This is a genomic window from Streptomyces brasiliensis, assembly GCF_014647875.1.
GTDB lineage: Bacteria > Actinomycetota > Actinomycetes > Streptomycetales > Streptomycetaceae > Streptomyces > Streptomyces brasiliensis.
In genome coordinates, this window is sequence record NZ_BMQA01000030.1 from 22404 (window position 1) to 48831 (window position 26428).

General features: G+C 70.7%; 30 protein-coding genes. 16 read left to right on the forward strand and 14 right to left on the reverse strand.

The window, feature by feature from the left end; all coding sequences use genetic code 11:
• Positions 1 to 76 precede the first annotated feature (76 nt).
• Positions 77 to 433: a metal-sensitive transcriptional regulator gene (locus IEZ19_RS32240; protein ID WP_189314843.1), complete on the forward strand. Its 357-nt coding sequence runs from the start codon at positions 77 to 79 to the stop codon at positions 431 to 433.
• 73 nt (positions 434 to 506) lie between these two features.
• On the opposite strand, the gene IEZ19_RS32245 is transcribed toward IEZ19_RS32240, so the two are convergent.
• Positions 507 to 722, reverse strand: coding sequence for a hypothetical protein (locus IEZ19_RS32245; RefSeq protein WP_189314844.1), 216 nt, complete (start codon positions 720 to 722; stop codon positions 507 to 509).
• Between the two features lie 94 nt (positions 723 to 816).
• Complete coding sequence (locus tag IEZ19_RS32250; RefSeq protein WP_189314845.1) at positions 817 to 1668, reverse strand: SCO4651 family lipoprotein; 852 nt, start codon at positions 1666 to 1668, stop codon at positions 817 to 819.
• A 145-nt stretch (positions 1669 to 1813) separates the two neighbouring features.
• Here IEZ19_RS32250 and IEZ19_RS32255 point away from each other — a divergent pair, with 145 nt between their 5' ends.
• Positions 1814 to 1987 (forward strand): hypothetical protein, encoded by a 174-nt coding sequence (locus tag IEZ19_RS32255; RefSeq protein WP_189314846.1) that lies wholly within the window; start codon positions 1814 to 1816, stop codon positions 1985 to 1987.
• Positions 1988 to 2017: 30 nt separating this feature from the next.
• Here the strand turns inward: IEZ19_RS32255 and IEZ19_RS32260 are convergent, their stop codons facing one another.
• The 4 genes from IEZ19_RS32260 to mshD all read right to left on the reverse strand — a co-directional run bounded on the left by IEZ19_RS32260 (position 2018) and on the right by mshD (position 7370).
• Positions 2018 to 2440 carry an NUDIX hydrolase gene (locus IEZ19_RS32260; RefSeq protein WP_189314847.1) on the reverse strand — a complete coding sequence of 141 codons (423 nt, stop codon included), beginning with the start codon at positions 2438 to 2440 and terminating at the stop codon, positions 2018 to 2020.
• A 25-nt stretch (positions 2441 to 2465) separates the two neighbouring features.
• A complete protein-coding gene (locus IEZ19_RS32265; protein WP_189314848.1) occupies positions 2466 to 3557 on the reverse strand; it encodes a CHAD domain-containing protein in 1092 nt (363 codons plus the stop codon).
• The gene (locus IEZ19_RS32270) at positions 3538 to 5769 is read right to left on the reverse strand and encodes an RNA degradosome polyphosphate kinase (protein WP_229841118.1); all 2232 of its coding nucleotides are present in this window, start codon (positions 5767 to 5769) and stop codon (positions 3538 to 3540) included. The genes IEZ19_RS32265 and IEZ19_RS32270 overlap by 20 nt, the downstream gene beginning before the upstream one ends.
• 674 nt (positions 5770 to 6443) lie before the next feature.
• Complete coding sequence (gene mshD, locus IEZ19_RS32275; RefSeq protein ID WP_189314850.1) at positions 6444 to 7370, reverse strand: mycothiol synthase; 927 nt, start codon at positions 7368 to 7370, stop codon at positions 6444 to 6446.
• A gap of 169 nt (positions 7371 to 7539) precedes the next feature.
• Between mshD and IEZ19_RS32280 the strand changes: the two genes are divergently transcribed.
• Complete coding sequence (locus IEZ19_RS32280; RefSeq protein ID WP_189314851.1) at positions 7540 to 9342, forward strand: bifunctional metallophosphatase/5'-nucleotidase; 1803 nt, start codon at positions 7540 to 7542, stop codon at positions 9340 to 9342.
• A gap of 99 nt (positions 9343 to 9441) precedes the next feature.
• Here the strand turns inward: IEZ19_RS32280 and IEZ19_RS32285 are convergent, their stop codons facing one another.
• The 6 genes from IEZ19_RS32285 to IEZ19_RS32310 all read right to left on the reverse strand — a co-directional run bounded on the left by IEZ19_RS32285 (position 9442) and on the right by IEZ19_RS32310 (position 15071).
• The gene (locus IEZ19_RS32285) at positions 9442 to 10908 is read right to left on the reverse strand and encodes a sensor histidine kinase (protein ID WP_189314852.1); all 1467 of its coding nucleotides are present in this window, start codon (positions 10906 to 10908) and stop codon (positions 9442 to 9444) included.
• Entirely contained in the window at positions 10905 to 11639 is a 735-nt protein-coding gene (locus IEZ19_RS32290; protein WP_189314853.1) for a response regulator transcription factor, read from the reverse strand. The genes IEZ19_RS32285 and IEZ19_RS32290 overlap by 4 nt, the downstream gene beginning before the upstream one ends.
• A gap of 119 nt (positions 11640 to 11758) precedes the next feature.
• Positions 11759 to 11965 (reverse strand): hypothetical protein, encoded by a 207-nt coding sequence (locus tag IEZ19_RS32295; RefSeq protein ID WP_189314854.1) that lies wholly within the window; start codon positions 11963 to 11965, stop codon positions 11759 to 11761.
• A gap of 30 nt (positions 11966 to 11995) precedes the next feature.
• On the reverse strand, positions 11996 to 13018 hold the full coding sequence (locus IEZ19_RS32300; protein WP_189314855.1) for a S1C family serine protease: 1023 nt from the start codon (positions 13016 to 13018) through the stop codon (positions 11996 to 11998).
• Between the two features lie 164 nt (positions 13019 to 13182).
• The gene (locus IEZ19_RS32305) at positions 13183 to 14205 is read right to left on the reverse strand and encodes a LacI family DNA-binding transcriptional regulator (RefSeq protein ID WP_189314856.1); all 1023 of its coding nucleotides are present in this window, start codon (positions 14203 to 14205) and stop codon (positions 13183 to 13185) included.
• 86 nt (positions 14206 to 14291) lie between these two features.
• A complete protein-coding gene (locus IEZ19_RS32310; protein ID WP_189314857.1) occupies positions 14292 to 15071 on the reverse strand; it encodes a winged helix-turn-helix transcriptional regulator in 780 nt (259 codons plus the stop codon).
• Between the two features lie 164 nt (positions 15072 to 15235).
• Between IEZ19_RS32310 and IEZ19_RS32315 the strand changes: the two genes are divergently transcribed.
• The 7 genes from IEZ19_RS32315 (at position 15236) to IEZ19_RS32345 (ending at position 20532) form a co-directional block, all read left to right on the forward strand.
• On the forward strand, positions 15236 to 16072 hold the full coding sequence (locus IEZ19_RS32315; protein WP_189314858.1) for an alpha/beta hydrolase: 837 nt from the start codon (positions 15236 to 15238) through the stop codon (positions 16070 to 16072).
• A 65-nt stretch (positions 16073 to 16137) separates the two neighbouring features.
• Positions 16138 to 16392, forward strand: coding sequence for a MoaD/ThiS family protein (locus tag IEZ19_RS32320; protein ID WP_189314859.1), 255 nt, complete (start codon positions 16138 to 16140; stop codon positions 16390 to 16392).
• 3 nt (positions 16393 to 16395) lie between these two features.
• Positions 16396 to 17757 (forward strand): hypothetical protein, encoded by a 1362-nt coding sequence (locus IEZ19_RS32325; protein ID WP_189314860.1) that lies wholly within the window; start codon positions 16396 to 16398, stop codon positions 17755 to 17757.
• Positions 17758 to 17877: 120 nt separating this feature from the next.
• Positions 17878 to 18615 (forward strand): LmeA family phospholipid-binding protein, encoded by a 738-nt coding sequence (locus tag IEZ19_RS32330; protein WP_189314861.1) that lies wholly within the window; start codon positions 17878 to 17880, stop codon positions 18613 to 18615.
• A gap of 397 nt (positions 18616 to 19012) precedes the next feature.
• Positions 19013 to 19858 carry a sulfurtransferase gene (locus IEZ19_RS32335; protein ID WP_189314862.1) on the forward strand — a complete coding sequence of 282 codons (846 nt, stop codon included), beginning with the start codon at positions 19013 to 19015 and terminating at the stop codon, positions 19856 to 19858.
• A 40-nt stretch (positions 19859 to 19898) separates the two neighbouring features.
• A complete protein-coding gene (locus IEZ19_RS32340) occupies positions 19899 to 20186 on the forward strand; it encodes a DUF1416 domain-containing protein (RefSeq protein ID WP_010351646.1) in 288 nt (95 codons plus the stop codon).
• Positions 20187 to 20274: 88 nt separating this feature from the next.
• Positions 20275 to 20532, forward strand: a complete 258-nt coding sequence (locus IEZ19_RS32345) for a DUF3099 domain-containing protein (RefSeq protein ID WP_189314863.1) — start codon at positions 20275 to 20277, stop codon at positions 20530 to 20532.
• A gap of 22 nt (positions 20533 to 20554) precedes the next feature.
• Here the strand turns inward: IEZ19_RS32345 and IEZ19_RS32350 are convergent, their stop codons facing one another.
• On the reverse strand, positions 20555 to 20917 hold the full coding sequence (locus IEZ19_RS32350; RefSeq protein WP_189314864.1) for a DsrE family protein: 363 nt from the start codon (positions 20915 to 20917) through the stop codon (positions 20555 to 20557).
• Between the two features lie 279 nt (positions 20918 to 21196).
• Between IEZ19_RS32350 and IEZ19_RS32355 the strand changes: the two genes are divergently transcribed.
• The 6 genes from IEZ19_RS32355 to ygfZ all read left to right on the forward strand — a co-directional run bounded on the left by IEZ19_RS32355 (position 21197) and on the right by ygfZ (position 25849).
• A complete protein-coding gene (locus IEZ19_RS32355) occupies positions 21197 to 21913 on the forward strand; it encodes a hypothetical protein (protein WP_308429036.1) in 717 nt (238 codons plus the stop codon).
• Positions 21910 to 22698, forward strand: coding sequence for a hypothetical protein (locus IEZ19_RS32360; protein ID WP_189314866.1), 789 nt, complete (start codon positions 21910 to 21912; stop codon positions 22696 to 22698). The genes IEZ19_RS32355 and IEZ19_RS32360 overlap by 4 nt, the downstream gene beginning before the upstream one ends.
• Positions 22695 to 23594 (forward strand): hypothetical protein, encoded by a 900-nt coding sequence (locus IEZ19_RS32365; protein ID WP_189314867.1) that lies wholly within the window; start codon positions 22695 to 22697, stop codon positions 23592 to 23594. The genes IEZ19_RS32360 and IEZ19_RS32365 overlap by 4 nt, the downstream gene beginning before the upstream one ends.
• Positions 23595 to 23828: 234 nt before the next feature.
• Positions 23829 to 24404 carry a heme-binding beta-barrel domain-containing protein gene (locus IEZ19_RS32370; protein ID WP_189314868.1) on the forward strand — a complete coding sequence of 192 codons (576 nt, stop codon included), beginning with the start codon at positions 23829 to 23831 and terminating at the stop codon, positions 24402 to 24404.
• A gap of 31 nt (positions 24405 to 24435) precedes the next feature.
• On the forward strand, positions 24436 to 24873 hold the full coding sequence (locus IEZ19_RS32375; RefSeq protein WP_189314869.1) for a Fur family transcriptional regulator: 438 nt from the start codon (positions 24436 to 24438) through the stop codon (positions 24871 to 24873).
• Between the two features lie 10 nt (positions 24874 to 24883).
• The gene (gene ygfZ, locus IEZ19_RS32380) at positions 24884 to 25849 is read left to right on the forward strand and encodes a CAF17-like 4Fe-4S cluster assembly/insertion protein YgfZ (RefSeq protein WP_189314870.1); all 966 of its coding nucleotides are present in this window, start codon (positions 24884 to 24886) and stop codon (positions 25847 to 25849) included.
• Between the two features lie 22 nt (positions 25850 to 25871).
• Here the strand turns inward: ygfZ and dtd are convergent, their stop codons facing one another.
• Entirely contained in the window at positions 25872 to 26297 is a 426-nt protein-coding gene (gene dtd, locus IEZ19_RS32385; RefSeq protein ID WP_189314871.1) for a D-aminoacyl-tRNA deacylase, read from the reverse strand.
• Between the last annotated feature and the right edge of the window lie 131 nt (positions 26298 to 26428).

Below are 26428 nucleotides of genomic sequence, written 5' to 3' on the forward strand. Positions count from 1 at the left end.
TACCAAGGGCCCTATACCCAGCAAAGTTCGTTACGATATACCCAGTAGGGGTATACGTCCGGAACTGGAGGACGCGATGACGACCACCGAGGCCGGCGCGCCGGCGCCCTCCGAGGACACCGCCACCGTGGTAACCGACCACGACCGCGGGATCCACGGTTACCACAAGCAGAAGGACGAGCACCTCAAGCGGCTGCGCCGTATCGAGGGCCAGATCCGCGGGTTGCAGAGGATGGTCGACGAGGACGTCTACTGCATCGACATACTCACCCAGGTGTCCGCCTCCACCAAGGCCCTGCAGTCCTTCGCGCTGCAGCTGCTGGAGGAGCACCTGCGGCACTGTGTCGCGGACGCGGCAATCAAGGGCGGCAACGAGATCGACGCCAAGGTGGAGGAGGCGACCAAGGCGATCGGCAGGCTGCTGCGCACGTAGTGTTCCGCCGGGAAGGCGCGATGGGCCGTTATGGACCGTCGGTTGTCTGCAGGTCCGCTGTGGCTGGTCGCGCCTACGCGGCGGAGCCGCTGTCGATACCGCCCCGCGCCCCTTCGGGGCGCTGCCGGCCCCGCTCCTCGGCCACTTTCAGCACCTCGTCGATGCTCTCCAGGCTGAGCCGGTCCTCGTGGGCGGCCGAGGCCGCGATGATCAGGTCGCCGCACAGCTCGATCTCGGCGAGGGCCACGTGGTCCTGAACCGCCGTACCGCGAACCGGAGCCACGTGCATCACCTCGTCTCTGCCGTCATCGACTTCCTAGAGTAGGCAGTGGTCTACACACCGCGCATGGCACGGACGGGCTAGTTCGCGAGGTGGTTACCGGCTAGTTCTCCGGCTGGTTTTCGGCGATCCGTCCCGCATAGATGTCCTTCGAGCTCGGCAGCCGTACGTCCACGGGCGCGCCGAAGTCGTACAGCAGCGTCGTCGAGGTGACGTCCACGGTGGCCTTCTGCTGTCCGTTGACGAAGCTGAACCGCTGCCGCAGCTTGCGGATGCGGCCCTGGTCGTCCAGGTAGGCGTCGAAGGGGACCTCGGCCGTGGCGAACCCCTTCGCCGCCGCCTGCAGTGCCGCCTTGTTGCCGGCCGAGGCCTGCTCGGCCGCCGCGGCCAGGTCGGCGGTGCCGCGGTAGTGCCGCACCTCGGTGCCGCCGACCTCGGTCCGGCCGACGTACGACGCGGTGCGCGTCCCGCGCAGCAGTTCCGCCGCGGCGTACGGGTCGGTCGCGCCGCCCGTCACCAGGTTCCCGTCGGACAGGGCCGCAGTCTCGACCCGGACCCATTTGTCGGCGGGCACGCCGGCGCCCCGGTTCTTCATGAACAGGGCGCCGGGGGCGAGGAGTTCGGTGATCGGGCGGTGTTCCGTGGTCCCGGCGGGGTCCTGCGGCAGCACCACCGTGAGCCGGCCGAGCCGGCGGCGGTAGTCGTAGACGCCCGTGCCGCGGATGGTGACGCGGGTGCCGCCGGTGGCCATCTCCATCGAGGTGCCGGCCTTGGAACTGCCCGCGTCGCGCAGCACGTCGGCGGCGCGGTGCAGGGCGCCGACCGGGTCGGTCGTGCCGCGCGCGTCCTCGGCGGCGGCGCCGCTGCCGCATCCCGTGGCACACGCGCCGAGACACACCACGAGTCCCACCGTGACGAGCGTCCCACCCGAGCGCCTGTACTGCCGCCGATCCATCGCCTGCCTACCCCCAGCCGGTACGTCCGTCACGGGCCCCCTGTCGTTCCGTTCAACGACGGGTGGGGAGTGCCGTCACGCGTTGCCGTGGGGCGGGAGAGGCCGTACGACGCCATTACCGGCGTTTCTGGGTAACGTTGTCTGAGTGGAACAGCAGTGCGGGCCGGACGCGGTCCAAGTCGGACAGGAACACCACACGACCACTCGTGAACAGGGCCGCTTCTGCGTGGCCCGGTGCGGCTGCGGCTGGCGCGGCCCCGCCCGCCGCGCCAGAAGCCAGGCGCGTACGGACGCGGAGGCGCACTCGGCGTCCTTCTGAGCAGGCCCGTCTCGCGAACTTCCTCCCGCGCTACGTGTGCTCGAACTGCCGCACCAGGGCGTCGACGAGGTCCCGGTCGCGCGGCTGGGTCAGCCGGTCGCGTGCCTCGGGGGTCGACAGCCACAGGATGCGGTCCACCTCGTGGTTCGGGTCGAAGTGCCCGTCCACGGCCTGGGCCGCCCAGTAACGCACCTGCTTCGGGCGGCCGTTCGCCAGGTAGTGCAGCGTCGGCAGCTCGGCGCCGGGCGCGGCGGTGTAGCCGGTCTCCTCGGTCACCTCGCGCAGCGCGCCCGACAGCGGTTCCTCGCCGCGCTTCAGCTTGCCCTTGGGGTGGGACCAGTCGTCGTACTTCGGCCGGTGGACGAGACAGACCTCCAGGAGGCCGCCGACCGGGGAGCGGCGCCACAGGACACACCCCGCTGCCCGGACGGTCGTGTCGTTCGTTTGCGTCACCGGGGTCACAGCCTCCTCGGAAGAGTCAGGGCGTACCTACCGTCTGCTTCTGCCAGGCCTGCTGGAACGCGAACCGGGCCGCCTCCACCTCGTGCCGCTGGTCGGCGTGGAGCACCCCGAGCGCGTAAGCGGTCGCCGGGGCGATGCGCGGCGTGCGGGCGGCCGAAGCGGCCGCGGCGGCCGCCTCCGAGGCGTCCCGGTGCCGGTTCAGCGCCTGTCCGGCCGCGAGCAGCCGCACGTCGACCGGTGCGCCCCCGCCGTACAGCACCTCGCGGGCGTAGCGGTGCAGGCGCAGCAGGAGGCGTACCTGGTGCCAGGGACCGTCCTGGGGGTGCGGCGCGGGGTCCGGGGACAGGCCGTGGACCAGTGCCTCCGCGTTGTAGGGGTGCCCGGCGGTGACCAGGGGCAGCGCGGCGGCGGCGGCCAGCAGGCGGTCCTCCGCCGCGGCGGCCAGTGCGCGCAGGTCCGTGGTGGGGGCGGCCGGGGTGAGCGGAACCTCGCTGGCGAGCACGGCGACCTTGTCGGCGACCGCGTGGAAGCGGGAGGAGCCGAGGGCCTGCAGCGCCGTGGAGTGGGCACGGGTCCGGGCGAGGGTGAGCTGGCGTTCGAGCAGGGCGCCCGCTTTCGCCGCGCCCACGGTGAGGTTGCCGCGCTCCGGAGTCACCGGGGCCGGGGGACCGGAGCCGGCGCTGTCGGACGTCAGGGACTGCGCCGGGAACGGCGTGGACCCGGACAGCCGGTGCAGCGCGAGCAGCAGCCGGTCCAGTCGGGCCTCGCAGGCGTGCTCCAGCCCCAACGTCCCTGACAGCCAGGCGAGTTCGGGGCGCATCTCCTCGGACCAGTCGGCGTCGAGGAGCGGCCTGAAGGTGTGCAGGCTGCCGCTGATGCGGCGGGCCGAACGGCGCAGGGCGCGCGCCGCGTCGACGGACTCCTCCACGCTGCTCGCCGTACCGGTCTCCCGGTGCAGTCGCAGTGCGCGCAGGAACTCCGTGGCCTGGGCGCGCAGGTAGCCCGCGAGGGCGTCCCCCGTGGGAGGCCCGCCCTGCTCGACCGCGGTCGAGAGTTTCGGGGGCGCCCCGGCCGTGGGGTCCGTCGGTTCAAGGTGTTGCTGTGCCACGCCGGCGCCTCCGGGCGTCTATGAGCATCTCCTGGATGTTGCGCAGGGGCTGTCCGTCCGCATCGGTCGCGTGCCGGGTCCACTCGCCGTCCGGGCCCAGGTGCCAGGACGAGGTGGTGTCGGACATGCCGGTCTCGAGCAGCCGGTTGAGAGCCGCCCGGTGGGCCGGGTCGGTGACCCGGACCAGAGCCTCGATACGGCGGTCGAGGTTGCGGTGCATCATGTCGGCGCTGCCTATCCACACCTCGGGCTCGCCGCCGTTGCCGAAGGCGAACACGCGGGAGTGTTCGAGGAAGCGGCCGAGGACGGAGCGCACTCGGATGTTCTCCGACAGCCCGGCGACGCCCGGCCTGAGGGCGCAGATGCCGCGCACCCAGACATCCACCGGCACGCCCGCCTGGGAGGCACGGTAGAGGGCGTCGACGATCGCCTCGTCGACCATCGAGTTGACCTTGATGCGGATGAACGCGGGACGGCCCGCACGGTGGTGCTGGGCCTCCTTGTTGATCCGCGAGATCAGGCCGTCCCGCAGGGACTTGGGGGCGACCAGCAGACGGCGGTAGGTCTCCCGGCGCGAGTAGCCGGAGAGGCGGTTGAACAGGTCGGAGAGGTCCGCGCCGACCTGCGGGTCGGCGGTGAGCAGGCCCAGGTCCTCGTACAAGCGAGCCGTCTTCGGGTGGTAGTTGCCGGTGCCGACGTGGCTGTAGCGCCGTAGCGTCTCGCCCTCCTGGCGCACCACCAGGGACAGCTTGCAGTGCGTCTTCAGGCCGACCAGGCCGTACACGACGTGGCAGCCGGCCTCCTCCAGCCGCTTCGCCCACTTGATGTTGGCGTGCTCGTCGAAGCGGGCCTTGATCTCGACCAGGACGAGGACCTGCTTGCCGGCCTCGGCGGCGTCGATGAGCGCGTTGACGATGGGGGAGTCGCCGGAGGTCCGGTACAGGGTCTGCTTGATCGCGAGGACGTCCGGGTCCTCGGCCGCCTGCTCGATGAAGGCCTGCACGGACGTCGAGAAGGAGTCGTACGGGTGGTGCAGCAGGACGTCCCGGCTGCGCAGGGCCGCGAAGATGTCGGGCGCGGACGCCGACTCGACCTCGGCGAGGTCGCGGTGGGTGCCCGCGATGAACTTCGGGTACTTCAGCTCGGGGCGGTCGATGCCGGCGATGCGGAAGAGGCCGGTGAGGTCCAGGGGGCCCGGCAGCGGGTACACCTCGGCCTCGGAGATCTTCAGCTCGCGCACCAGCAGGTCGAGCACCTCGCGGTCGATGGACTCCTCGACCTCCAGGCGCACGGGCGGGCCGAAGCGGCGCCGCATGAGTTCCTTCTCCAGGGCCTGGAGTAGGTTCTCGGCGTCGTCCTCCTCGACCTCCAGGTCCTCGTTCCTGGTCAGGCGGAAGGCGTGGTGCTCCACCACCTCCATGCCCGGGAACAGCTCCTCGAGGTGCGCGGCTATGACGTCCTCGAGCGGGACGTACCGGCCGGGGGCGGCCTCCAGGAAGCGGGACAGCAGCGGGGGCACCTTCACCCGGGCGAAGTGCTTGTGGCCGCTGACCGGGTTGCGTACGACGACGGCCAGGTTCAGGGACAGGCCGGAGATGTACGGGAACGGGTGCGCGGGGTCGACCGCCAGCGGAGTGAGGACAGGGAAGATCTGGTGCCGGAACAGCGTGAAGAGCCGAGCCTGCTCCTTGTCGGTCAGCTCGCTCCAGCGGACCAGGTGGATGCCCTCCTCCGCGAGCGCGGGGGCGACGTCCTCGTGGTAGCAGGCGGCGTGCCGGGCCATGAGCTCGCGGGAGCGGGCCCAGATCATCTCCAGCACCTCGCGGGGCTGCAGGCCGGAGGCCGAACGGGTGGCGACACCCGTCGCGATGCGGCGCTTCAGGCCGGCGACCCGGACCATGAAGAACTCGTCCAGGTTGCTGGCGAAGATCGCCAGGAAGTTCGCCCGCTCGAGGAGGGGCGTGTTCGGGTCCTCGGCGAGTTCCAGGACCCGCTCGTTGAACGCGAGCCAGCTGCGTTCCCGGTCGAGGAAACGACCCTGAGGCAACTGGGTCCCGTCAGCCTGCGACTCCTCGTACGCGTCGAGGTCGGCGTCGATGTCGGGTTCCAGGTCGGAGACCGCCTCCGCCACGGTGTGCGGGCGGTGGGCGGCGATCGAGCCCACGGAGGGCTGTGCGTGCTGGACCTCTGCCTGGGTGTCTGACTGGCTCATAAAGCCATTCTTCCGCGCGAAAGGCGATACGGGCGCGTCGGAACGAGCGGGTGGGATCGAAACGGCCCCGTTTCCCACGTACCTCTCGGGAGGCGGCGAAGGCTCTGGCACGGCGGGCTTCATTCGCCGAGCGTCGCAAGGCCGTCTGAATCATTGGTTACGGAGACATGACGTGAGGGATAGCGCGGAACGGCCCCCGGGCGATCAGGCTGGTGAGGACTCTCCCGAAACCGACGATCCCGTACGCCCCTCCCCCCGTGGCAGGGACGCACGGAACCACCTCGGTGCCCCTCCAGGGGGACCCGGGGACAAAGACGCGCCGGGAGCCGTCCACGTTGCGCCGGGGCGGCAGGGGCGGGGCCGGGCATGCGGGGGTACCGGGGGCGCGGGGGGAAGGGCGCCGACGGCACGGTCGGAGGGACCCGTACGCCACGACGGCTGGACCTCTCGGACCCGGGCCGCGTCGGTCAGGCAGCCACCCTGCCCGGCGGGCGGCTCGCGCAGCACCCGGTCCGCCCGTCCTCCCGGTCCGCCCGTCCTCCCGGTCCGCCCGTCCTCCCGGTCCGGACCGCCCGCTCCGGCTCACCGCGCAGCCCGGCCGACTCGCCGCGCCGAGAGGCCGACGGGGCGTGTTCGCGCCGCGGAGTCGAGTGGCATCGGCCCAGGGGCCCGGCTCACGTCTCCGTGCGGTACATCAGGTCCGTCTCGTACGTCGTGAAGCCCAGGCGTTCGTACACCGTCACCGCTGCCTTGTTGTCGGCGTCCACGTACAGCATCGCGGTCGGCATGCCCTGGGCCGCCAGGTGGCGCAGGCCGATCGTCGTCAGGGACTTGCCGAGGCCGCCGCCCTGGGCGCCGGGGGCGACGCCGAGGACGTAGACCTCGCCGATCTGCTCCTCCGCGTGGACCTTCGTCCAGTGGAAGCCGATCAGGCGGCCCTCGCGTTCGGCCAGGAAGAAGCCCGCCGGGTCGAACCAGGGCTGGGCCTTGCGGTCGTCGAGGTCGCGCTGGGTCAGGGAGCCCTGCTCGGGGTGGTGGGCGAAGGCCGCGGCGTTCACCGCGAGCCACGCCGCGTCGTCCTGGCCCGGCACGAACGTGCGCACGCTCACCCCGTCCGGCAGCTTCGGGTCCGGCAGCTCCAGGTCGGTCAACGGCCGCCTCATCTGGCGCAGTTCGCGGAAGAGGGTGAGACCCAGGACCTGGGCCAGGTGCCGGGCTGCCGAGTGGCCGCCGTGGGCCCACACCCGCAGCCGCTTGCCCGACGCGGCCAGCAGCGCCGAGCCCAGCGCCCGCCCGTGCCCGTGCCCACGGTGCGAGGGGTGCACGACGAGTTCGGCCGCCGGCGCCTCCACCGGATCCGTGTCCTCCAACTGGGCGTAGCCCACGAGTTCGTCGCCCGCCGTCAGCAGCAGGTGCGAGACGCCTTCCCTTGCCCCACCGCTCAGTTGGAGCCGCCCCTGCTCGGACACCGGCTGCTGCCCGTCGACCCGGGCGGCCTCCGCGAGCAGCGCGAGCACGGCCTCCGCCTGGTTCGGGGAGAGCTGGGAACAGGTCTCGATGGAACGGGACGGGAAGGGCCGTACGGTGTCGTCGCTGGTCATGCGTACGAGGGTACGGGGCGTCCGGCCCGATGTGGCGACAACCAAGGACGTAAAGGAATCGGCAAAGGGAAACCAGGATGTAACCATGAACCCCCTGTCGCGCTACGCGCGTTGACCCTAGGCTGCGCCCTCGTCGGGCACTTCCTCAGCAGACCCACAGGGGGGTTTCATGCCGGCCACGTCCCATCCGCCCCGGCGCACCGGACGCCGTACCTACGCCGCCCTCGCGGGCACCGCCGCGCTCGCCACCGCTGCCGCGCTGGCTGCCGCACTGCCCGCGCAGGCGCACGCCGACAAGGGCGGTCACCGGCATCCGAGCCGCTACCAGGACGTCCAACTCCTGTCCTTCAACGACCTGCACGGCAACCTCGAACCGCCGTCGGGCTCCTCCGGCCGGGTCACCGAACTCCAGCCGGACGGCACCACGAAGACCATCGACGCGGGCGGTGTCGAGTACCTCGCCACCCATCTGCGTCAGGCCCGCGCGGGCCACCCGTACTCCATCACCGCGGCCGGCGGTGACATGGTCGGCGCCTCACCGCTGATCTCCGGCCTGTTCCACGACGAGCCGACCATCGAGGCGCTCAACGGCCTGAAGCTGGACGTGACCTCGGTCGGCAACCACGAGTTCGACGAGGGCCGCGCCGAGCTGACCCGTCTCCAGAACGGTGGCTGCCACCCGACGGAGGGCTGCTACACGGACAAGAAGTTCAAAGGTGCGAACTTCCCGTACCTCGCGGCGAACGTCCTCGACGAGAAGACGAAGAAGCCGATCCTCGAGCCCTACTGGGTGTGGAAGAAGAAGGACGTCAAGATCGGCTTCATCGGCGTCACTCTGGAGGGCACGCCCGGCATCGTCTCCGCGGACGGCGTCAAGGGCCTGGTCTTCAAGGACGAGGTCGAGACGATCAACAAGTACGCCAAGGAGCTGCAGCGCCAGGGTGTCCAGTCGATCGTGGCCCTGATCCACGAGGGCGGTTTCCCGGCCTCCGCGGCGTACAACTACGACTGCGACGCCCCGGGTGCGGGCGCCGGCGTCTCCGGCCCGATCGTCGACATCGCCAAGAACGTGACCCCGGCGGTCGACGCGCTGGTCACCGGCCACACGCACAACGCGTACGTCTGCACGATCGACGACCCGGCGGGCCGCCCTCGCATGGTCACCTCCGCATCGTCGTTCGGCCGCCTCTACACGGACACGACGCTGACGTACGACCGCCGCACCGGCGACATCGCCCGTACGGCCGTCGAGTCGGCGAACCGTGTGGTCACCCGGGACGTCCCCAAGGCGCCCGACATGACGCAGCTGATCTCCCGGTGGAACACCCTGGCCGCGCCGATCGGCAACCGCGCCATCGGCTACATCTCGGGCGACGTGAACAGCACCGGCACCGAGTCCCCCATGGGTGACCTGATCGCCGACGCCCAGTTCGCCTACGGCAAGGAGCTGGACCCGGAGACCGACCTCGCCCTGATGAACCCGGGCGGTGTGCGCGCCGGCCTCACCTACAAGGCGTCCGGTGCCGAGGGCGACGGCGTGGTGACCTACGCCGAGGGCTTCACGGTCCAGCCGTTCGCCAACACCGTCAACCTCCAGGACTTCACCGGCGCCCAGGTGATCCAGGCGCTGAAGGAGCAGGTGAGCGGCGCGAACGAGGCCGCCCCGAAGATCCTCCAGCCGTCGGCGAACCTCACCTACACGCTCGACCTGACGAAGTCGGGCGCGGACCGCGTGGTCACCGACTCGATCCGGTTGAACGGCGCGGCCATCGACCCGGCCGCCACCTACCGCGTCGCCACCAACAGTTTCCTCGCGGGCGGCGGCGACGGCTTCACCACGCTGGGCCTGGGCAGCAACGACCTCGTCGGCACGGACGACCTGTCGGCCCTCGCGCAGTACCTGACGGCCGGCTCCTCGGCCACCGACCCGATCGCGCCCCCGGCCACGAACCGGATCACGATCGTCCAGTAACACCCGGTCGGCGGTTCGGGGCCCGGCGCGTCCGCACGCGCCGGGCCCTCGGCCGTTCCGGCCCCGGGCATGCCACCGGTAGGCCCGCTTCCATGAAGGTCAGGACGGCTCCGGCTCCGGCGGAGCCGTCGGAGCTCCCGGCAGCCGTACCGTCGCCACCGTGCCGCCGCCCTCCGCGTGCGTCAGGGACACCTCGCCACCCGCCTGCTGGACCGTGCGGGCCACGATCGACAGCCCCAGGCCCGAACCCGGCAGGGCCCGCGCGCCGGGGGAGCGCCAGAAGCGGTCGAAGACATACGGGAGCTCGTCGGCGGAGATGCCGGGGCCGTGGTCGCGCACCGTGAAGAAGCCGTCGCGCAGGGCGACCTCGACCTTGGCGCCCTCGGGGCTGAACTTCACCGCGTTGTCGAGGATGTTGACGATCGCCCGCTCCAGCGCGGACGGCTCACCCCGTACGTACCAGGGCTCCAGGTCCGCCGTGATCGTCAGCTCCGGGCCGCGCAGCCGGGCCCGGAGCAGGGCCGCCTCCACCGTGTCCTGGAGCGCGACCACCTGGACGCGCTCACCCCGCTGACCCTCCGAGCGGGACAGCTCCTGGAGGTCGCCGATCAGCGCGGCCAGCTCGGTCATCTGCGCCTTCACCGACGCCAGCAGCGCCTTGCGGTCCTCCGGGGGCAGCGGGCGGCTCGTCTCCTCGCTGCGGGTGAGCAGCTCTATGTTCGTGCGCAGGGACGTCAGCGGGGTGCGCAGTTCGTGCCCGGCATCGGCGATCAGCTGCTGCTGCAGGTCCCGCGAACTGGCCAGGGCCGAGGTCATCGAGTTGAACGAGTGCGACAGCCGCGCGATCTCGTCCTCACTGTCCTCGTCCACCGGGATGCGGATGCTCAGGTCCTCCGTCCGCGCCACGTGCTCGACCGCCTCGGTGAGCCGGTCGACGGGGCGCAGACCGGCGCGGGCGACGCCGAGGCCGGCGACTCCGGCGCCGAGGACGCCGATGCCGGAGACGAGGAGGAGGACGAGGGCGAGGTCGTTGAGGGTCTTCTCGGTGTCCTTGAGCGACGTCGACACCATCAGCGCCACGTCCGGGTAGGCCGCGGGGCTGGGGCCGGGCGCGAGCGGGATGGCGACGGCGGTCACGCGGACGTCGTTGCCCTCGGTGTCGGTGCTGTTGTGGAAGGTGCGGATGCGCGGGTCCGGGTTCGCGGCCACGGACTTGTCGGTCGACGTGGCCTTCACCACGCCCTCCGAGCCGGGGATGACGCAGACCCTGCCCTGCGACGTCACCAGTTGCAGATAGAAGAACGTCGGCCGCATGTTCGTGGAATCGGAGTCGGCGGCCGCCTGCGGGCATGTCGTGAGCAGTGTCGTCACGTCACCCGGCGTCAGCAGTTGCCGGCTGTTGATGTTGGACAGCCGGTTGTCCACCTGCTCGTACAGTTTGTTCCGCACGATGAACCAGCACGTCACGGACACCGCGGCGACGGCGAACGCCACGGCCGCCGCCACCAGCAGGGACAGCCGGGAGCGGATCGGCAGCGAGCGGAAGCGGCGGGAGATGCCGGTCACTCCGCCCCACCCTGCCGCAGGACGTAGCCCACACCGCGGACCGTGTGCACGAGCCGCGGCTCGCCGCCCGCCTCCGTCTTGCGGCGCAGATACATGACGTATACGTCGAGGGAGTTCGACGACGGCTCGAAGTCGAAGCCCCACACCGCCTTGAGGATCTGCTCCCGGGTGAGGACCTGGCGGGGGTGGGCCATGAACATCTCGAGGAGCGTGAACTCCGTGCGGGTCAGCTCGACCTGTCGGCCGCCCCGGGTTACCTCCCGTGTCGCGAGGTCCATGCGCAGGTCGGCGAAGGTCAGAGCCTCGTCCTGCTGCGCCGCTCCGGCCACCGTCCCCGCGTACGAGCTGCGCCGCAGCAGCGCGCGGATGCGGGCGAACAGCTCGTCCAGCTCGAACGGCTTGACCAGGTAGTCGTCGGCGCCGGCGTCGAGCCCGGTGACCCGGTCACCGACCGTGTCGCGGGCCGTCAGCATCAGGATCGGCGTCGTCTCGCCCGCGCCGCGGATGCGGCGGGCGGCGGTGAGGCCGTCCATGCGCGGCATCTGGATGTCCAGGACGACGAGGTCGGGCCGGTACGCGGTCGCCTTCTCCAGGGCGTCCGCGCCGTCGACCGCGACCTCGGTGTCGTACCCCTCGAAGGCGAGGCTGCGCTGCAGCGCCTCGCGGACGGCCGGCTCGTCGTCGACGATCAGGATGCGCTGGGTGTCACGGTCGCCTTCGGCGGAGCTCATCGGTCGTGGTTCCTCGGGGTGGGGTGGTGGGAGACGGTGGTGGCGTCTTCAGAGTCGCACGTTTCCGGTCCGCCGGGCACGAACGCGGCCCGTACGCGGCGCCCGTGCCAGGAGGGGGATCAGACGCACATCGCGGTCAGCCGCCGCAGGGGCACCTTGTGCCGGTGCGGGCGCTCGGCCGGCATCCGCAGGCCCATCAGCTGGGGGGCGGCGACGTCGGCGGGGCGGGCCGGCGGGCGGGGCGCGGTCAGCTCGTGCGTCACGTCGAGGGCCAGGGAGACACCGGTCGGGACGACGGGGGTGGGGTGCGGGATGTGCTTGATCATGACGTGCTCCTCACGTGCGGTGCGGTGGACTCAGCTGGTGGAGCCTGCCCGAAGCTTGGCCAGATCGGACTTGACGGTGTTGATCGGGATCGCGAAGCCGAGGCCGACGCTGCCCGCGTCCGAGGACGAGGAGCCGGCCGTGGCCGAGTACATGGCGGAGTTGATGCCGATGACGTTGCCCGCGGCGTCGATGAGGGCGCCGCCGGAGTTGCCGGGGTTCAGCGAGGCGTCCGTCTGGATCGCCTTGTACGTCGTCGTGGACGAGCCGGTGTCGCCGTTGAACTGCTGGCCGCCGAAGGAGAACGGCCACCGTCCGTCGCCGCCCGGGCCCTGGCCCTGGTTCTCGTCGGTCGAGACGGTCACGTCACGGTTCAGGGCGGAGACGATTCCGCTGGTCACGGTGCCGGTCAGGCCCTCGGGGGAGCCGATCGCCACGACCGTGTCACCGACGTCCACCCCGCTGGAGTTGCCGAGGGCGGCGGTCTTCAGACCGGAGGCGCCCTGGAGCTTGATCAGCGCGAGGTCCTTGGAGCTGTCGGTGCCGACGACCTCGGCCGCGTAGGTCTTGTCGTCGCTGGTGCGCACCCTGATCGACGAGGCCCCGGAGACGACGTGGTTGTTGGTGACGATCTCACCGGCGCTGGTGATGATCACGCCGGAGCCGGTGGAGGACCCGTCGGACAGGGTCGCGTTGATCTCGACCACGCTCGGGCTGACCGCGGCGGCGATGGCGGCGACGTCGCCCTTCTTGCTGGACGGCACCACGTCCGTGGTGGTGTCGGCCACCGTCGACGAGTCCTTGCCGGTCAGCTCCTGGAAGCCGTACGCCGTGCCGCCGCCGACGGCCGCCGCGACGATGGCGACCGCGGCCAGCAGTCCGAGCGGACCCCGGCTGCGCTTCTTGTCCGGTGCGGGAGCCGGTGCGACGGGCGCGGCCGGCGCCTCCGGCGCGTAGGCCGGCGGGGCGGGCCACTGCGGGTCCACGGGGGAGGAGTGGGTGGGGGGCTGCTCGGGGGTCTCGTAAGCGCCGCTGCGGCGGGAGCTCTCGGTCATGACAAGAGCTTGTCCCGTGATCATGAGACGTTCCTGAGTGCTCCCTGAGAAGCCCGGCAGAACCTTGTTTGCCCGATATAAAGACGTCTCTCGCGCTGCGGCGACGTCTCTCAGCGAGCTTTAAGACACCGTGTGTGACGTGGGCGCTTACCGGTGGGCGGGCTTCACTCGCAGCCGCAGGAGGCGCGGACCACCAGCCGCGACGGGAAGGTCTTCAGCCGCTCGCGCCGCGATCCCGCCACCCGCAGACCGTCGTCCAGGACGAGATCGACCGCGGCCCGCGCCATCGCCGACCGGTCCGAGGCGATCGTGGTCAGCGGCGGGTCGGCGAGCGCCGCCTCCTTGATGTCGTCGAACCCGGCCACCGCCAGCTGCCCCGGTACGTCGAGCCGCAGCTCTCGTGCGGCCCGCAGCACGCCGATGGCCTGGTCGTCGGTGGAGCAGAAGATCGCGGGTGGCCGCCGGGGCCCGGAGAGGATGTCCAGGGCGATGCGATAGGCGTCGTAACGGTTGTACGGCGCCTCGAACAGCCGGCCCCCGGTCGGGATACCGGCCTCGTCCATCGCGCGCCGCCAGCCCTCGACGTGGTCGGAGACCGGGTCGCCGACGGAGGGGGTCTCGGCCGTACCGCCCATGCAGGCGACGTAGTCGTAGCCGTGCTCCAGCAGGTGGCGGACCGCGAGCTGGGCGCCACCGAGGTCGTCCGTGACCACGGCGACGTCGTCGATGGCCTCGGGGCGCTCGTGCAGCAGCACCACCCGGGCGTCCCACGCCTCGATCTCGGCGGCGGCGAGGTCGTTGAGCGCGTGCGAGACGAGGATCAGGCCCGAGACGCGCATCCCCAGGAAGGCGCGCAGATAGTGGACCTCGCGCTCGCCGACGTAGTCGGTGTTGCCGACCAGGACCATCTTTCCGCGCTCGGAGGCGGCCTGCTCGACCGCGTGCGCCATCTCCCCGAAGAAGGGCTGGCGGGCGTCCGGGATGATCAGGCCTATGAGATCCGTGCGCCGCGAGGCCATGGCCTGGGCGACCCGGTCCGGCCGGTACCCCAGTTCCTTGATCGCCGCGAGGACACGCTCGCGCGTGGCCGGGGCGACCGGCCGGGGTCCGTTGTTGATGACATAGCTGACGACGGCAGTGGACGTCCCTGCCAGCCGTGCCACGTCATCGCGAGTCACCTTGGCCACGCGCGGAGTCTACGCGGAGAGACCCGCTCTGGGCAGGGCGTATCGCAGCTTCCCTGTGCGGAAGCAATGACCCGCCCGAGCGCCCGCTATGCGTCGGCCGGTACGTCCGCTGTGCCCAGCACGGCCGAGCTGTCCGCATCCTCCGGCTTTGCCCGGCCGTCCTTGGCCTTGGATTCGCCGGAGACGCGGTCGCTCTTTTCGGGAGTAACGAATCGATAACCGACGTTCCGTACGGTGCCGATCAGCGACTCGTGCTCCGGGCCGAGCTTGGCCCGCAGCCGCCGTACGTGCACGTCGACCGTCCGGGTACCACCGAAGTAGTCGTATCCCCAGACCTCCTGGAGCAGCTGCGCGCGCGTGAACACACGGCCCGGGTGCTGCGCCAGGTACTTCAGGAGCTCGAACTCCTTGAAGGTGAGGTCGAGGACCCGGCCCTTCAGCTTGGCGGAGTAGGTCGCCTCGTCGACGGACAGGTCGCCGTTGCGGATCTCCATCGGGGAGTCGTCGTTGACGAGCTGCTGCCGGCCCATGGCGAGCCGCAGCCGTGCCTCGACCTCCGCCGGACCTGCGGTGTCGAGCAGCACGTCGTCGATGCCCCAGTCGGCGGTGACGGCGGCGAGGCCGCCCTCGGTGACGACGAGGACGAGCGGGCAGCCGGGGCCCGTGGACCGCAGCAGCTGGCACAGGCTGCGGACCTGGGGGAGGTCACGCCGCCCGTCGATCAGGATGACGTCGGCACCCGGGGTGTCCACGAGCGCCGGACCCTCCGCCGGGGCCACACGCACGTTGTGCAACAGCAGTCCGAGAGCGGGAAGCACCTCGGTCGACGGCTGGAGAGCGTTGGTCAGGAGCAGCAGAGAACTCATACGTCTTGTTCCTCCTCGGTCCCTGCGAGGACGTTTGCGGTACTGCTCTGCGATCCCGGGGCCCGTACACCTGCGGTTTCCCGCCTCGTATACAACGCTTCCGAAAGCACAAAAGGACCCGGGGGCCACACTGCCCGAGTCCTCTACGCAGCAGAATAGCCGACATGAGCAACGGTCCGGCAGGTCATGTGGCACGTTCCACCGTTCGTCCGTATCGCGAGACAAGTAGACGCACCCCTATGCGGACGTTTCTGCACACGGCTGACGGCGTTTCGATCGATTCCGTATACGACCCGGGCACCGTCGTAAACGACGCCTCGGCGCCACCCGCGCGTGACCTTGTGTTCGTCGTCGCGCACGGCTTCACCGGCGACGTCGACCGGCCGCACGTGCGCCGTGTGGCGGCCGCCCTCGCCCGGCACGGCGCCGTGGTCACCTTCTCCTTCCGCGGTCACGGGGCGTCCGGCGGGCGCTCCACGGTCGGCGACCGGGAGGTCCTCGACCTCGACGCGGCGGTGGGATGGGCCCGCGGCTTCGGCCACGCGCACGTGGCGACCGTCGGCTTCTCCATGGGCGGCTCGGTCGTCCTGCGGCACGCGGCACTGCGCCGGGGCGTCGACGCGGTCGTCTCCGTCAGCTCACCGGCCCGCTGGTACTACCGGGGTACGGCCCCCATGCGCCGGCTGCACTGGCTGGTCACCCGCCCGGAGGGCCGCCTCGTCGGCCGCTACGGCCTGCGCACGCGGATCCACCACCGCGACTGGGACCCGGTGCCGCTGTCGCCGACCGAGGCGGTCCCGCGGATCGCACCTGCCCCGCTCCTGATCGTGCACGGCGACCAGGACGGCTACTTCCCCCTCGACCACCCCCGCATGCTGGCCTCGGCCGCCGGTGACACCGCGGAACTCTGGCTGGAGCACGGCATGGGACACGCCGAGCACGCGGCGCCCGACGACCTGCTGGCCCGGATCGGGGACTGGGCGGCCTTCCGGGCGGGCTAGCCTGACGGGTGTTGATGTGCGGAGGCTGCTCCGCCAAAGGGACTCGAGGAACTTCGAGGGACGAGATGGCGAAGGTCACGGTGCGCTACTGGGCCGCCGCGAAGGCCGCGGCCGGGGTTGCCGAGGAACCGTACGACGCGGCGAACCTCGCCGAGGCGCTGGCCGCGGTGCGCGAGCGGCACCCCGGTGAACTGACGCGCGTGCTGCTGCGCTGCTCGTTCCTGATCGACGGCGAGCCCGTGGGCAAGCGCGGACATGAGACGGTACGGCTGGCCGAGGGCGGCACGGTCGAGGTGCTCCCGCCGTTCGCAGGAGGGTGACCGATGACCGACCAGCCGTATGAGGGCGGGCCGTACGAGGGGTACGACCCGTACGGACAGCAGAGACCCCAGACGCCCCAGACACCCCAGCCGTGGCTGGGGGGCGGACAGCATGCCGGGCAGGGGGATTCCGGCGGCGGGCATGGGCAGCAGGGGTACGGCCAGAACGGGTACGGCCAGGGCGGGCATCCGCAGGCCGGACAGGCGCAGGCCGGTTATCCCCAGGCCACTGGTCACCCGCAGGCCGGGTATCCGCAGAACGGCCATTCGGAGGCGTGGTATCCGCAGGGCGGTCAGTCGCAGGCTGCCGCGTACCCGCAGACCGGTCAGCCGCACGCAAGCCACGCCCAGTCCGGCCACTCCCACGGCGCTTACCCCCAGCCCAGCCACGACCAGCAGCAGTACACGCAGCAGTGGCAGGGGCAGACCTGGGAGACGCAGGCCCACGCGGCGGTCCCGCCCGCCGGGGACACGACGTTGCTGCCGCCGCAGCAGTACGACCAGCCCGCCCCCGCGCAGGCACACGCGCCGCAGGCCACCGCGCAGGCGGCCGGGACCCAGGAGGCCGGGCCCGCCTACGGTCCTGCCACCCTCGCCGGCAACTCCCGCGTCACCGACGCGCAGCGTGCCCGCCTGGAGGGCCGCTCCCCGATCATCGAGCCCGGGACGCAGCCCGCGGCGCTCACGGCCGTGCTGGGGCTGCTGCTCTCGGGCACGGCGGCGATCGGCTCGTACGCCCTGGTCGTCCCGCTGGTGATCCTCCAGGCCGTCACCGCCGCCGGCTGGTTCCGGCTGAACGGCATGTGGCCCGCCCGGCAGGGCATCGCGCTGGCCTTCCTGGGGGCGCTCACGGCGGACGTGGCGGTGCTGGTCGCCGGCCGCGACGACGCGCCCGCGGCCATCCTCGGCCCGCTCGGCGTCTGGGTGCTGCTCGCCCTGGTCCTGCAACTGCGCTCGCACGCCGACCCGGACACACGGATGTACGGCCTGATGGCGACCGTCGCCTCGACGGCCCTCGCGGTGATCGCCACCGGCTACCTGGGCGCCGACCCGGACGCGGTCACCGTGGGTGCGGCGGCCGTCGCCGTAGCCCTGCTGGCCCGTGCCCTTCCGCTGCCCACCCCGGCCTCCGTGGTCGTCGCCCTCCTCGCGGCCGCGGGCGCGGGCATCGCGACGGGCGGGATGACGGACCTCGGCAGCAAGGGCGCGCTCCTGGGCGCGGCGGCCGCGGTCTGCGCGCTCGTCGGCCACCGGGTCGCCTCCTACGACTACCCGTCCCGGTTCGTGCACTTCACGGCCGGTGTCGCGCTGCCGCTGTCGGCAGCGGCGCCGGTGGTGTGGGTGCTGGGGCGTGCGCTGGGGTGAGCACGTCGCCTCTGTCACAGGTGATCGACAATTTCCGTGAGGTCCGGCGGCGCGGAGATACCGTGACGTGACGGTCTCCGTCGAGAACCGTGCCAGACCGCCTAGGTGGGGGAACACCACATGCGCGCCCTGCGAATACTCCTGATCGTCGTCGTGATCCTGGGCGGCCTCTTCGTGATCGTCGACCGTGTCGCGGTGCACTTCGCGGAGGGCGAGGCGGCGGACAAGCTCCGCACGACCGAGAACCTGGCCGCCACCCCGGACGTGTCCATCAAGGGCTTCCCCTTCCTCACCCAGGTGGCGGGCGGCGAGCTGGACGACATCGAGGTCGGCATCAAGAGCTACGAGGCGGCCTCCGGGAACGGCGCCGAGAAGATCCGTATCGACGACCTGAAGGCCGACATGAAGGGCGTCGAGTTCTCGGGCGACTACAGCTCCGCCACGGCGGCGACCGCCACCGGGACCGCGACCATCGCCTACGACGAGCTGCTGAAGACCGCCAAGTCCACGCCCACCCAGGTCGCCCCCGGTGTCACCGCCCGGGTCGTCGGCCTCTCCGACGGCGGCAACGGCAAGATCAAGGTCGCGGTCGAGGCGACGGTCCTCGGCGCCAAGCTGCCGCAGCCGGTCTACGTCCTGAGCACGGTGACCGTCGTGGACAACAAGGTCAAGGTGCATGCCGACACCCTGCCCAGGTTCGGCAGCGTCGACATCGCCGAGAACCGTGTCCGCGAGATCACCGACTTCCAGCAGGCCGTCGACGAGCTGCCGGGCGGGATCAAGCTGGACAAGGTGCAGGCGGCGCAGGACGGCGTGGAGATCACGGTGATGGGTTCGAACGTCAAGCTCGCCGGGTAGGACGACAGCGCGCGTCCGACAGGCGAGATGGCCATGTCCGTACGGCAGATGGATGAACGAACCTCGCGCCCGGGAGCCGTACGGCGGCGACCCGGGCGCTCATCTGTTCTCATATGACGGACGATCGCGTCTCATGATGCGACACGCCGGTGACACGCCCCACGGTCCGTCCCTACGATCGGTCTCTATGAAGCGACAGGCGGATCTCACGAAGCGGCGGGCAGTAGACCTGTGCCGCGTTGCCGCCATGCTCTGTCGCACCTTCTGAGCGGGAACACCGGACCTCGGTCTTCCGTATCCCAGCCGCCCAGCTCAGGGCACCCCTGCGCCGCGCCCTGTCCGCGCGCGCCCCTCGCACCCGCACGCCCCGCCGCAACTGCCCCGGAGGAGAAAGAGCATGAGCCGCAGCGACGTCCTCGTAGACGCCGACTGGGTCCAGGAGCACCTGGACGACCCGAGCATCGCCATCGTGGAGGTGGACGAGGACACGTCCGCCTACGAGAAGAACCACATCAAGAACGCCATCCGTATCGACTGGACCAAGGACCTCCAGGACCCGGTCCGCCGCGACTTCATCGACCAGGCCGGCTTCGAGAAGCTCCTGTCGGAGAAGGGCATCGGCAACGACACCCTGGTGATCCTGTACGGCGGCAACAACAACTGGTTCGCCTCGTACGCGTACTGGTACTTCAAGCTCTACGGCCACGAGAACGTCAAGCTGCTCGACGGCGGTCGCAAGAAGTGGGAGCTGGACGCCCGCGAGCTGGTCGACGGCACGGAGGTCCCGCAGCGGGCCGCCACCGCCTACAAGGCCAAGGCCCAGGACACGTCCATCCGCGCCTTCCGCGACGAGGTCGTGGCGGCCATCGGAGCGAAGAACATCGTCGACGTGCGCTCGCCCGACGAGTTCTCCGGCAAGCTGCTCGCCCCGGCGCACCTGCCGCAGGAACAGTCGCAGCGCCCCGGCCACGTGCCGACGTCCCGCAACATCCCGTGGTCCAAGAACGCCAACGACGACGGCACCTTCAAGTCCGACGAGGAGCTCAAGGCGCTCTACGAGGACGAGCAGGTCGACCTTGCCAAGGACACCATCGCCCTGTGCCGCATCGGTGAGCGTTCCGCGCTGACCTGGTTCGTCCTGCACGAGCTGCTGGGTGTGCAGAACGTCAAGAACTACGACGGCTCCTGGACCGAGTACGGCTCTCTCGTCGGCGTGCCGATCGAGCTCGGCGCCGCCAAGTAACTGCGTAAGACCGACCTTTCAAGACCTCTGGAGAATCAGTATGTGTGGAGCGAAGGCCGGCGGCCCGGACGCCTCGACGATCAAGCCCGGTGAGACCACGATCCAGGGTCAGGTGACCCGTGACGGCGAGCCGGTGACCGGCTACGTCCGGCTCCTCGACTCGACGGGCGAGTTCACCGCGGAGGTCCCGACCTCCGCCACCGGACAGTTCCGCTTCTACGCGGCCGAGGGCACCTGGACCGTCCGCGCCCTCGTGCCCGGCGCTACCGCCGACCGCACGGTCGTCGCCCAGCAGGGCGGCCTCGCCGAGGTCGCGATCGCGGTCTGAGCAGCACCCCGACGGACCGAGGGCCGCACCCCACGGGTTGCCCACCCGGGGCGCGGTCCTTCGGCCTGTTCGGACCTACTCTTGAGTTATGTACGCCCGGCGTCGGCACGTCTATTTCGCCATGATGGGGATCTGCATCGGGCTCTTCGTCCTGGCCTGGACGGTCGTGCGCATCTGGTCGGTCCCCGCGGCCGTCGGCATGTGCGTGGTCGCGATGATCATCCCGCCGGTCGCCGCGATGATCGCCAACCGCCGCGGCCCCGAGGACCGCTGGTGGGACGACCCCTCGGGCGACCCGCAGTCGGACGAGTGGTGGGACGAACTGGACGGCAAGAAGCGGCACTAGCGCCGCCGGTCGTCAGTAGCTGTCAGTACACGAGTGCCTGCGTGCCCTCGCCCAGCGCCTCCTGCACGAAGACCTGCGCGCCCGCGATCCGTACGCCGTCGATGACGTCCTTCTCCGTGATCTCGCGCCGCGCCGCACACTGCGTGCACAGGGTCACCCGACCGCCGGCGAGGATCGCGTCCAGCAGATCTGGCAGCGGGGCGGCATGCGGCAACTCGAACTCGGCGGCCCGGCCCGGCAGCGCGAACCACGCGGACTCCCCGGTCAGCCACAAGGACACGTCGACTCCGCTGGCCACGGCCACGGAGGCGACGGTGAACGCCTGAGAGCAACGCTCGGGAGCGTCGGTCCCGGCGGTCACCTTGATCACGAGCTTCTTCGCCATACCGGGAAGGTTAGTAGGCACGCGAGCAGACAGGCGACGCTGATCGCTCCGAGCGCGGCCCTCGACTTGCGGCGGGGTGTGGGCGGGGGCGCGGGCACCAGGGGTGGCAGCGTGTACCCGGGTTCGTCGATTACATCAAGTCGTGATCGAACTCCCTTACAACCGCGGGCGTTTCCCATGAGTCTGCTGTGAAGCGCGGATACGGAATCCGCGCTTCACGTTCTGTGGGGGGACGTCTTGGAAGTACCTGATGTACCCGAATTGCATGAAGAGCCGCCCGTGCCCCGCGCGCGTCGGCGCAGCCGTACGACTCTGCTGCTAGCCACCACCGCCGTACTCGGGCTGGTCGCCGGTACCTGCACCGGCTATCTGATCCAGGCCGACCGGAAGCCCACCGCACTGCCCTCGCTCTCACAGCCGACGCTCGCGCAGGCGAAGGGCAAGGGGCCCGAGCCACTGTCGGCCGCGCAGGACCACAAGGTGAAGACGGACGGCGATCTGCGCAAGCTGCTGCTGAAGCAGCCGGGTGGGGCTCGCAAGGCCCTGTACACCGCGGGCAACGACGGTTGGCTCGGCTTGGCCGACTACGCGGACACGTTCGGCAAGCCGACCGGTGCCGTCCGCAACCTCATCAAGCAGGAGTTCCGCCGCGCGGCCGTCACCAACTGGCGCGAGGGCAGCACGTACAACGTCGAGATCCGGCTGGTCCAGTACCGCCAGGAGGAGAACCTCGCCGCCTTCGACGCGGCCGTCGACGCTCACTTCTGGGCCGACAAGGACTCGGCCGCCGACAGCTGGCCGATCCCCGGTACCGGCGACGGCATGGCGTACGTCCATCACACACCCGACAGCGAGCCCGGCTACATGGACGTGTACAGGGCCGAGGCGCACGCCTGGCGCGGTGACATCGCGATGGAGATCTGGGTCTACGACACGAAGCCGATCACAAAGAACAAGATCATGGACCTGGCGAAGCGGCAGATGGAGCGGCTGTGACGACCGAGAACAACGACGGCACCGCGACCCCCGCCCGCCGGCCCCGTCGTATCGCCGCGATCGCCGGGACCGCCCTGCTGCTCCTCGCGGTCGTGGCCGGGGCCGGGTACACCGTCGTGACGGTCAACGGTGCCGACCGGGACCCGGGCGCGCCCGTTTGGCGGTTTCCCGAGGCCGACGAGGGCAAGGAGGCGGCGGCCGGTGGCGATGGGCTGAGGGGCATGCTCCTGCCGTACGGCACCGACCGTTACGGCCGCGGTCCTGACATCGGGGAGTTCGGTTCCGATGCCGAGCTGTCCGGTGGTGAGGCCACTGCCCTGCGCAAGGAGTCGGTCAGGTACCTGCCCCGTTCGCAGCGCCGCGAGCTGGAGCGGCAGATCGACAAGCACCCGACCAAGGGAATGGCGATGCGCAGCTATGTGAGCGACGCCCGGGCGGTCGGCTCGGACTCCTACTCGTACGACGCCTTCACGCTCGAGATCGTGCTCGCGCGGATGGACAACCAGCGGACCGTGCGTTCCATCGCCACCGTCCAGCAGGAGTTCTTCGACGCCATGAAGATCTTCCGCAAGGGCCCGAAGATCGAGGGCCACAAGAACGCCGCCTGCTTCCTGCCACCCGCCGACTCGGGCGAGAAGCTCGACATGATGGTCTGCTCCGCGTACGTCGGCGACGTGCTGGTCACCGCCACCGCCACCGCGGGCAAGCCCCTGAACAAGGAGGGCGCGGCACGGATGCTGCGCGACCAACTCGACCGCATCGCCGAGCCGGGGGAGGCGGTATGACCGAGCAGACCGAGCAGACCGAGCAGACCGAGCAGATGGAACCGGTCGAGGCGGCCGCGCACGACGGGCCACAGGTGCCGTCGCTGCCGATGCCGGTGGATCCCCCGGAGATCCGGGCCTCGCCTCCGAAGAAGGACCGCCGAGTCCTGCGTGCCGTCCTGCGCTGGACCGCGGCCGTCGCCGTCTTCGCGGCCGTCGGGGCAGGAACGGCGTACGGCATCACGCGGATGGAGCGCACGGACGTACCGGGCCTTGCGACCGAGTCGGACGGGCGCTGGGACTACCCGACCCTCGTCAAGCCGCCGCTGCCGGCCGGCAGCCCCGCCCCGTTCGCCGACGTCGACAAGTCCGGCGCCCACTACGCGGACCTGCGCAAACTGCTGCTGCCCGCGCCCGAGGGCGCCAAGGCCGACGCGGGGCTGCGCGGGACGGACGGCTGGCTGCCGACGAGGACCTTTCTGGCGGAGTACGCCGAAGAGACGGACCGGGACACGGTCGCGCAGCTGCTGACCGAATACGGCCTGCGGCACGTCGCCGCCCGCGGCTGGACCATGCCGGACGGCACCCGTACCCGGATCTACCTGCTGCAGTTCAACACCGCGGCCGTCGCGGAAGAAGTGGTCAGCACGGAGCTGACGTCCCTCAGCTCCCCGGCGTACCCGGTGCGCGGCGCCGCCACGTCCGAGCGGGACGAGGACTTCCCGTACCGCGCGGCCGTCGACGACATCACGAACTTCGTGTACGCGGAGAGCAAGCCGTACGGCGCCGAGCAGGTGAGGCAGGCGTACCTCTCGGCCGGCGACACCATCGGCGTGATCGTCCAGGCCCGCAAGGGCACCGCCCCCGCCGTCCCCTTCCAGCAGACCGTGACCCTGCAGAGTCAGTTGCTGGGCTGACGCCCGATGGGAGCACCCGCACGGAGGGCCGGGCCCCGGCCGCGTAAGCTGGGGTCCGGCCTTACGTACGTACAGCACACGCTCACCGAGGAGCACCCGTGGTCATCCTGTTCGACACCCTGCTGGTCCTGGTCTGCGTCGGCGTCCTCGCCTTCGCCGCACTGAGCGTGAAGAAGCTGTACCAGGGCCAGCGCTGATCCGAGTCCGCGGAAATTCCAGGAAAAGCTGCCACTGATGATCGAGATCCCGTCCGACCTCCACAAGGACCTGGTCCCCCTCGCCTTCCTGCTCGGCAACTGGGCGGGCGCGGGGGTGCACGACTTCCCCGGCTCCGAGAAGTGCAACTTCGGGCAGGAGGTCACCTTCACCCATGACGGGCGGGACTTCCTGGAGTACCGCTCCCACACCTGGGTGCTGGACAACGACGGGAACAAGGTCCGCCCGCTCGAGTCCGAGTACGGCTTCTGGCGCGTCGACGCGGACCGCAAGGTCGAGGTCACGATGACCCGCGACGACGGCGTCATCGAGATCTGGTACGGCGAGCTGGCCCACAAGAAGCCGCAGATCGACCTGGTCACGGACGCCGTGGCCCGCACAGCCGCGTCCAGCCCGTACAGCGGCGGCAAGCGGCTGTACGGCTACGTCAAGAGCGACCTCATGTGGGTCGGCGAGAAGCAGACCCCCGAGGTGGAGCTGCGCCCCTACATGTCCGCCCACCTGAAGAAGGTCGTCACTCCGGAGGAGGTCGAGCGCTGGGCGAAGGCCCTGCCCGACGACCTGCCGGACGACGGGATCGCGTTCTTCAAGTAGGCCTTCGCCGAGATGGTCCTAGACTTCCAGTGTGGTGAGCACCGACTGGAAGAGTGATCTGCGGCAGCGCGGCTACCGGCTGACCCCGCAGCGGCAACTCGTGCTCGAAGCCGTGGACACCCTGGAGCACGCCACCCCCGACGACATCCTCTGCGAGGTGCGCAGGACCGCGTCGGGGGTGAACATCTCCACGGTCTACCGGACCCTCGAGCTCCTGGAGGAGCTGGGCCTGGTCAGCCACGCGCACCTCGGGCACGGCGCGCCGACGTACCACCTCGCCGACCGCCACCACCACATCCACCTGGTGTGCCAGGACTGCCAGAACGTCATCGAGACGGACGTCTCGGTCGCTGCCGAGTTCACCGCCAAACTGCGCGACCGCTTCGGCTTCGAGACGGACATGAAGCACTTCGCGATCTTCGGCCGGTGCAGGGACTGCTCCCTGAAGACTTCAACTACCGAGTCGTAGGCTTGTCATCATGAAGAGCCCCCTGCTGTCCCTGCCCGGCGCCGTCCCCGCCGAGGGCGTGGACGAAGGCGTCGCCGCCCACTACGGCGATCTGTTCCGCGAGCAGCGCGCCCTCGCCGACGGCACCGGCTTCGTCGATCTCTCGCACCGCGGAGTCGTCACCGTCTCCGGCGAGGACCGGCTGAGCTGGCTGCACCTCCTCCTCACCCAGCACGTCAGCGACCTCCCCGCCGGGGAGGCCACCGAGGCGCTGATCCTCTCCGCGCACGGCCACATCGAGCACGTCCTGTACCTGGTCGACGACGGCCAGACGGTCTGGGCCCACGTCGAGCCCGGCACCCAGGACGCCCTGATCGCGTACCTGGAGTCGATGAAGTTCTTCTACAAGGTCGACGTGGCCGACCGGACCGCCGACTACGCCGTCGTACACCTGCCGGCGGGTTCGATCGCGGAGGCCCCCGAGGGCGTCGTCGTACGCGAGACGCCGTACGGCCGCGACCTCTTCCTGCCCCGCGCGGACCTGGAGTCGTACGCCGAGAAGGCCGGCCCCCCGGCCGGGATCCTCGCCCACGAGGCCCTGCGCGTCGAGCAGCACCGCCCCCGCCTCGGCTTCGAGACCGACCACCGTACGATCCCGCACGAGCTGGGCTGGATCGGCACCGCCGTCCACCTCCAGAAGGGCTGCTACCGCGGCCAGGAGACGGTGGCCCGTGTGCAGAACCTGGGCAAGCCCCCGCGCCGCCTCGTCTTCCTCCACCTCGACGGCAGCGAGGTCCACCTGCCCACGCACGGCACCGAGATCCACCTCGCGGACGAGGGCCCCGACGGCCGCAAGATCGGCTTCATCACCACGTCCGTACGCCACCACGAACTGGGCCCGGTCGCCCTCGCCCTGGTCAAGCGGAACGTACCGCTGGACGCGCGGCTGGTGGCCGGTACGACGGCCGCCGCCCAGGAGACGGTCGTAGAGCCCTAGAGATCCACCGGTCTTCCTGGGGTTACATCTCGAGCAGGACGGTGAACGGGCCGTCGTTCGTCAGCGAGACGCGCATCTGCGCGCCGAAGCGGCCCGTCGCCACCGTCGCGCCCAGCGACCGCAGCTGCGCGACCACCTCGTCGACCAGCGGCTCGGCGACGTCACCCGGCGCGGCGGCGTTCCAGGTGGGCCGACGGCCCTTGCGGGCGTCCCCGTACAGGGTGAACTGGCTGATGACGAGCAGCGGGGCGTCGATGTCGCTGCACGACTTCTCGTCCTGCAGCATGCGGACCGTCCAGAGCTTGCGGGCGAGCTGGGCCGCCTTCTCCTTGGTGTCCTCGTGCGTCACCCCCACCAGGACGCACAGCCCCTCGCCCTCGATCGACCCGACCGTCTCGCCGTCCACGACGACGCTCGCGCCGTCCACCCTCTGCACCACTGCACGCATGCCGACCATGATGCCGCGTGCGCCGCCCGGGTCTGCAGGGGGTCTATTTTTGCTCCTTAACCCCCCATCTGGGGCCGTTCGGGGGCACTCGGTCACATAGTGTCCGGTTGGGGTGGCACGATGCATCCGTA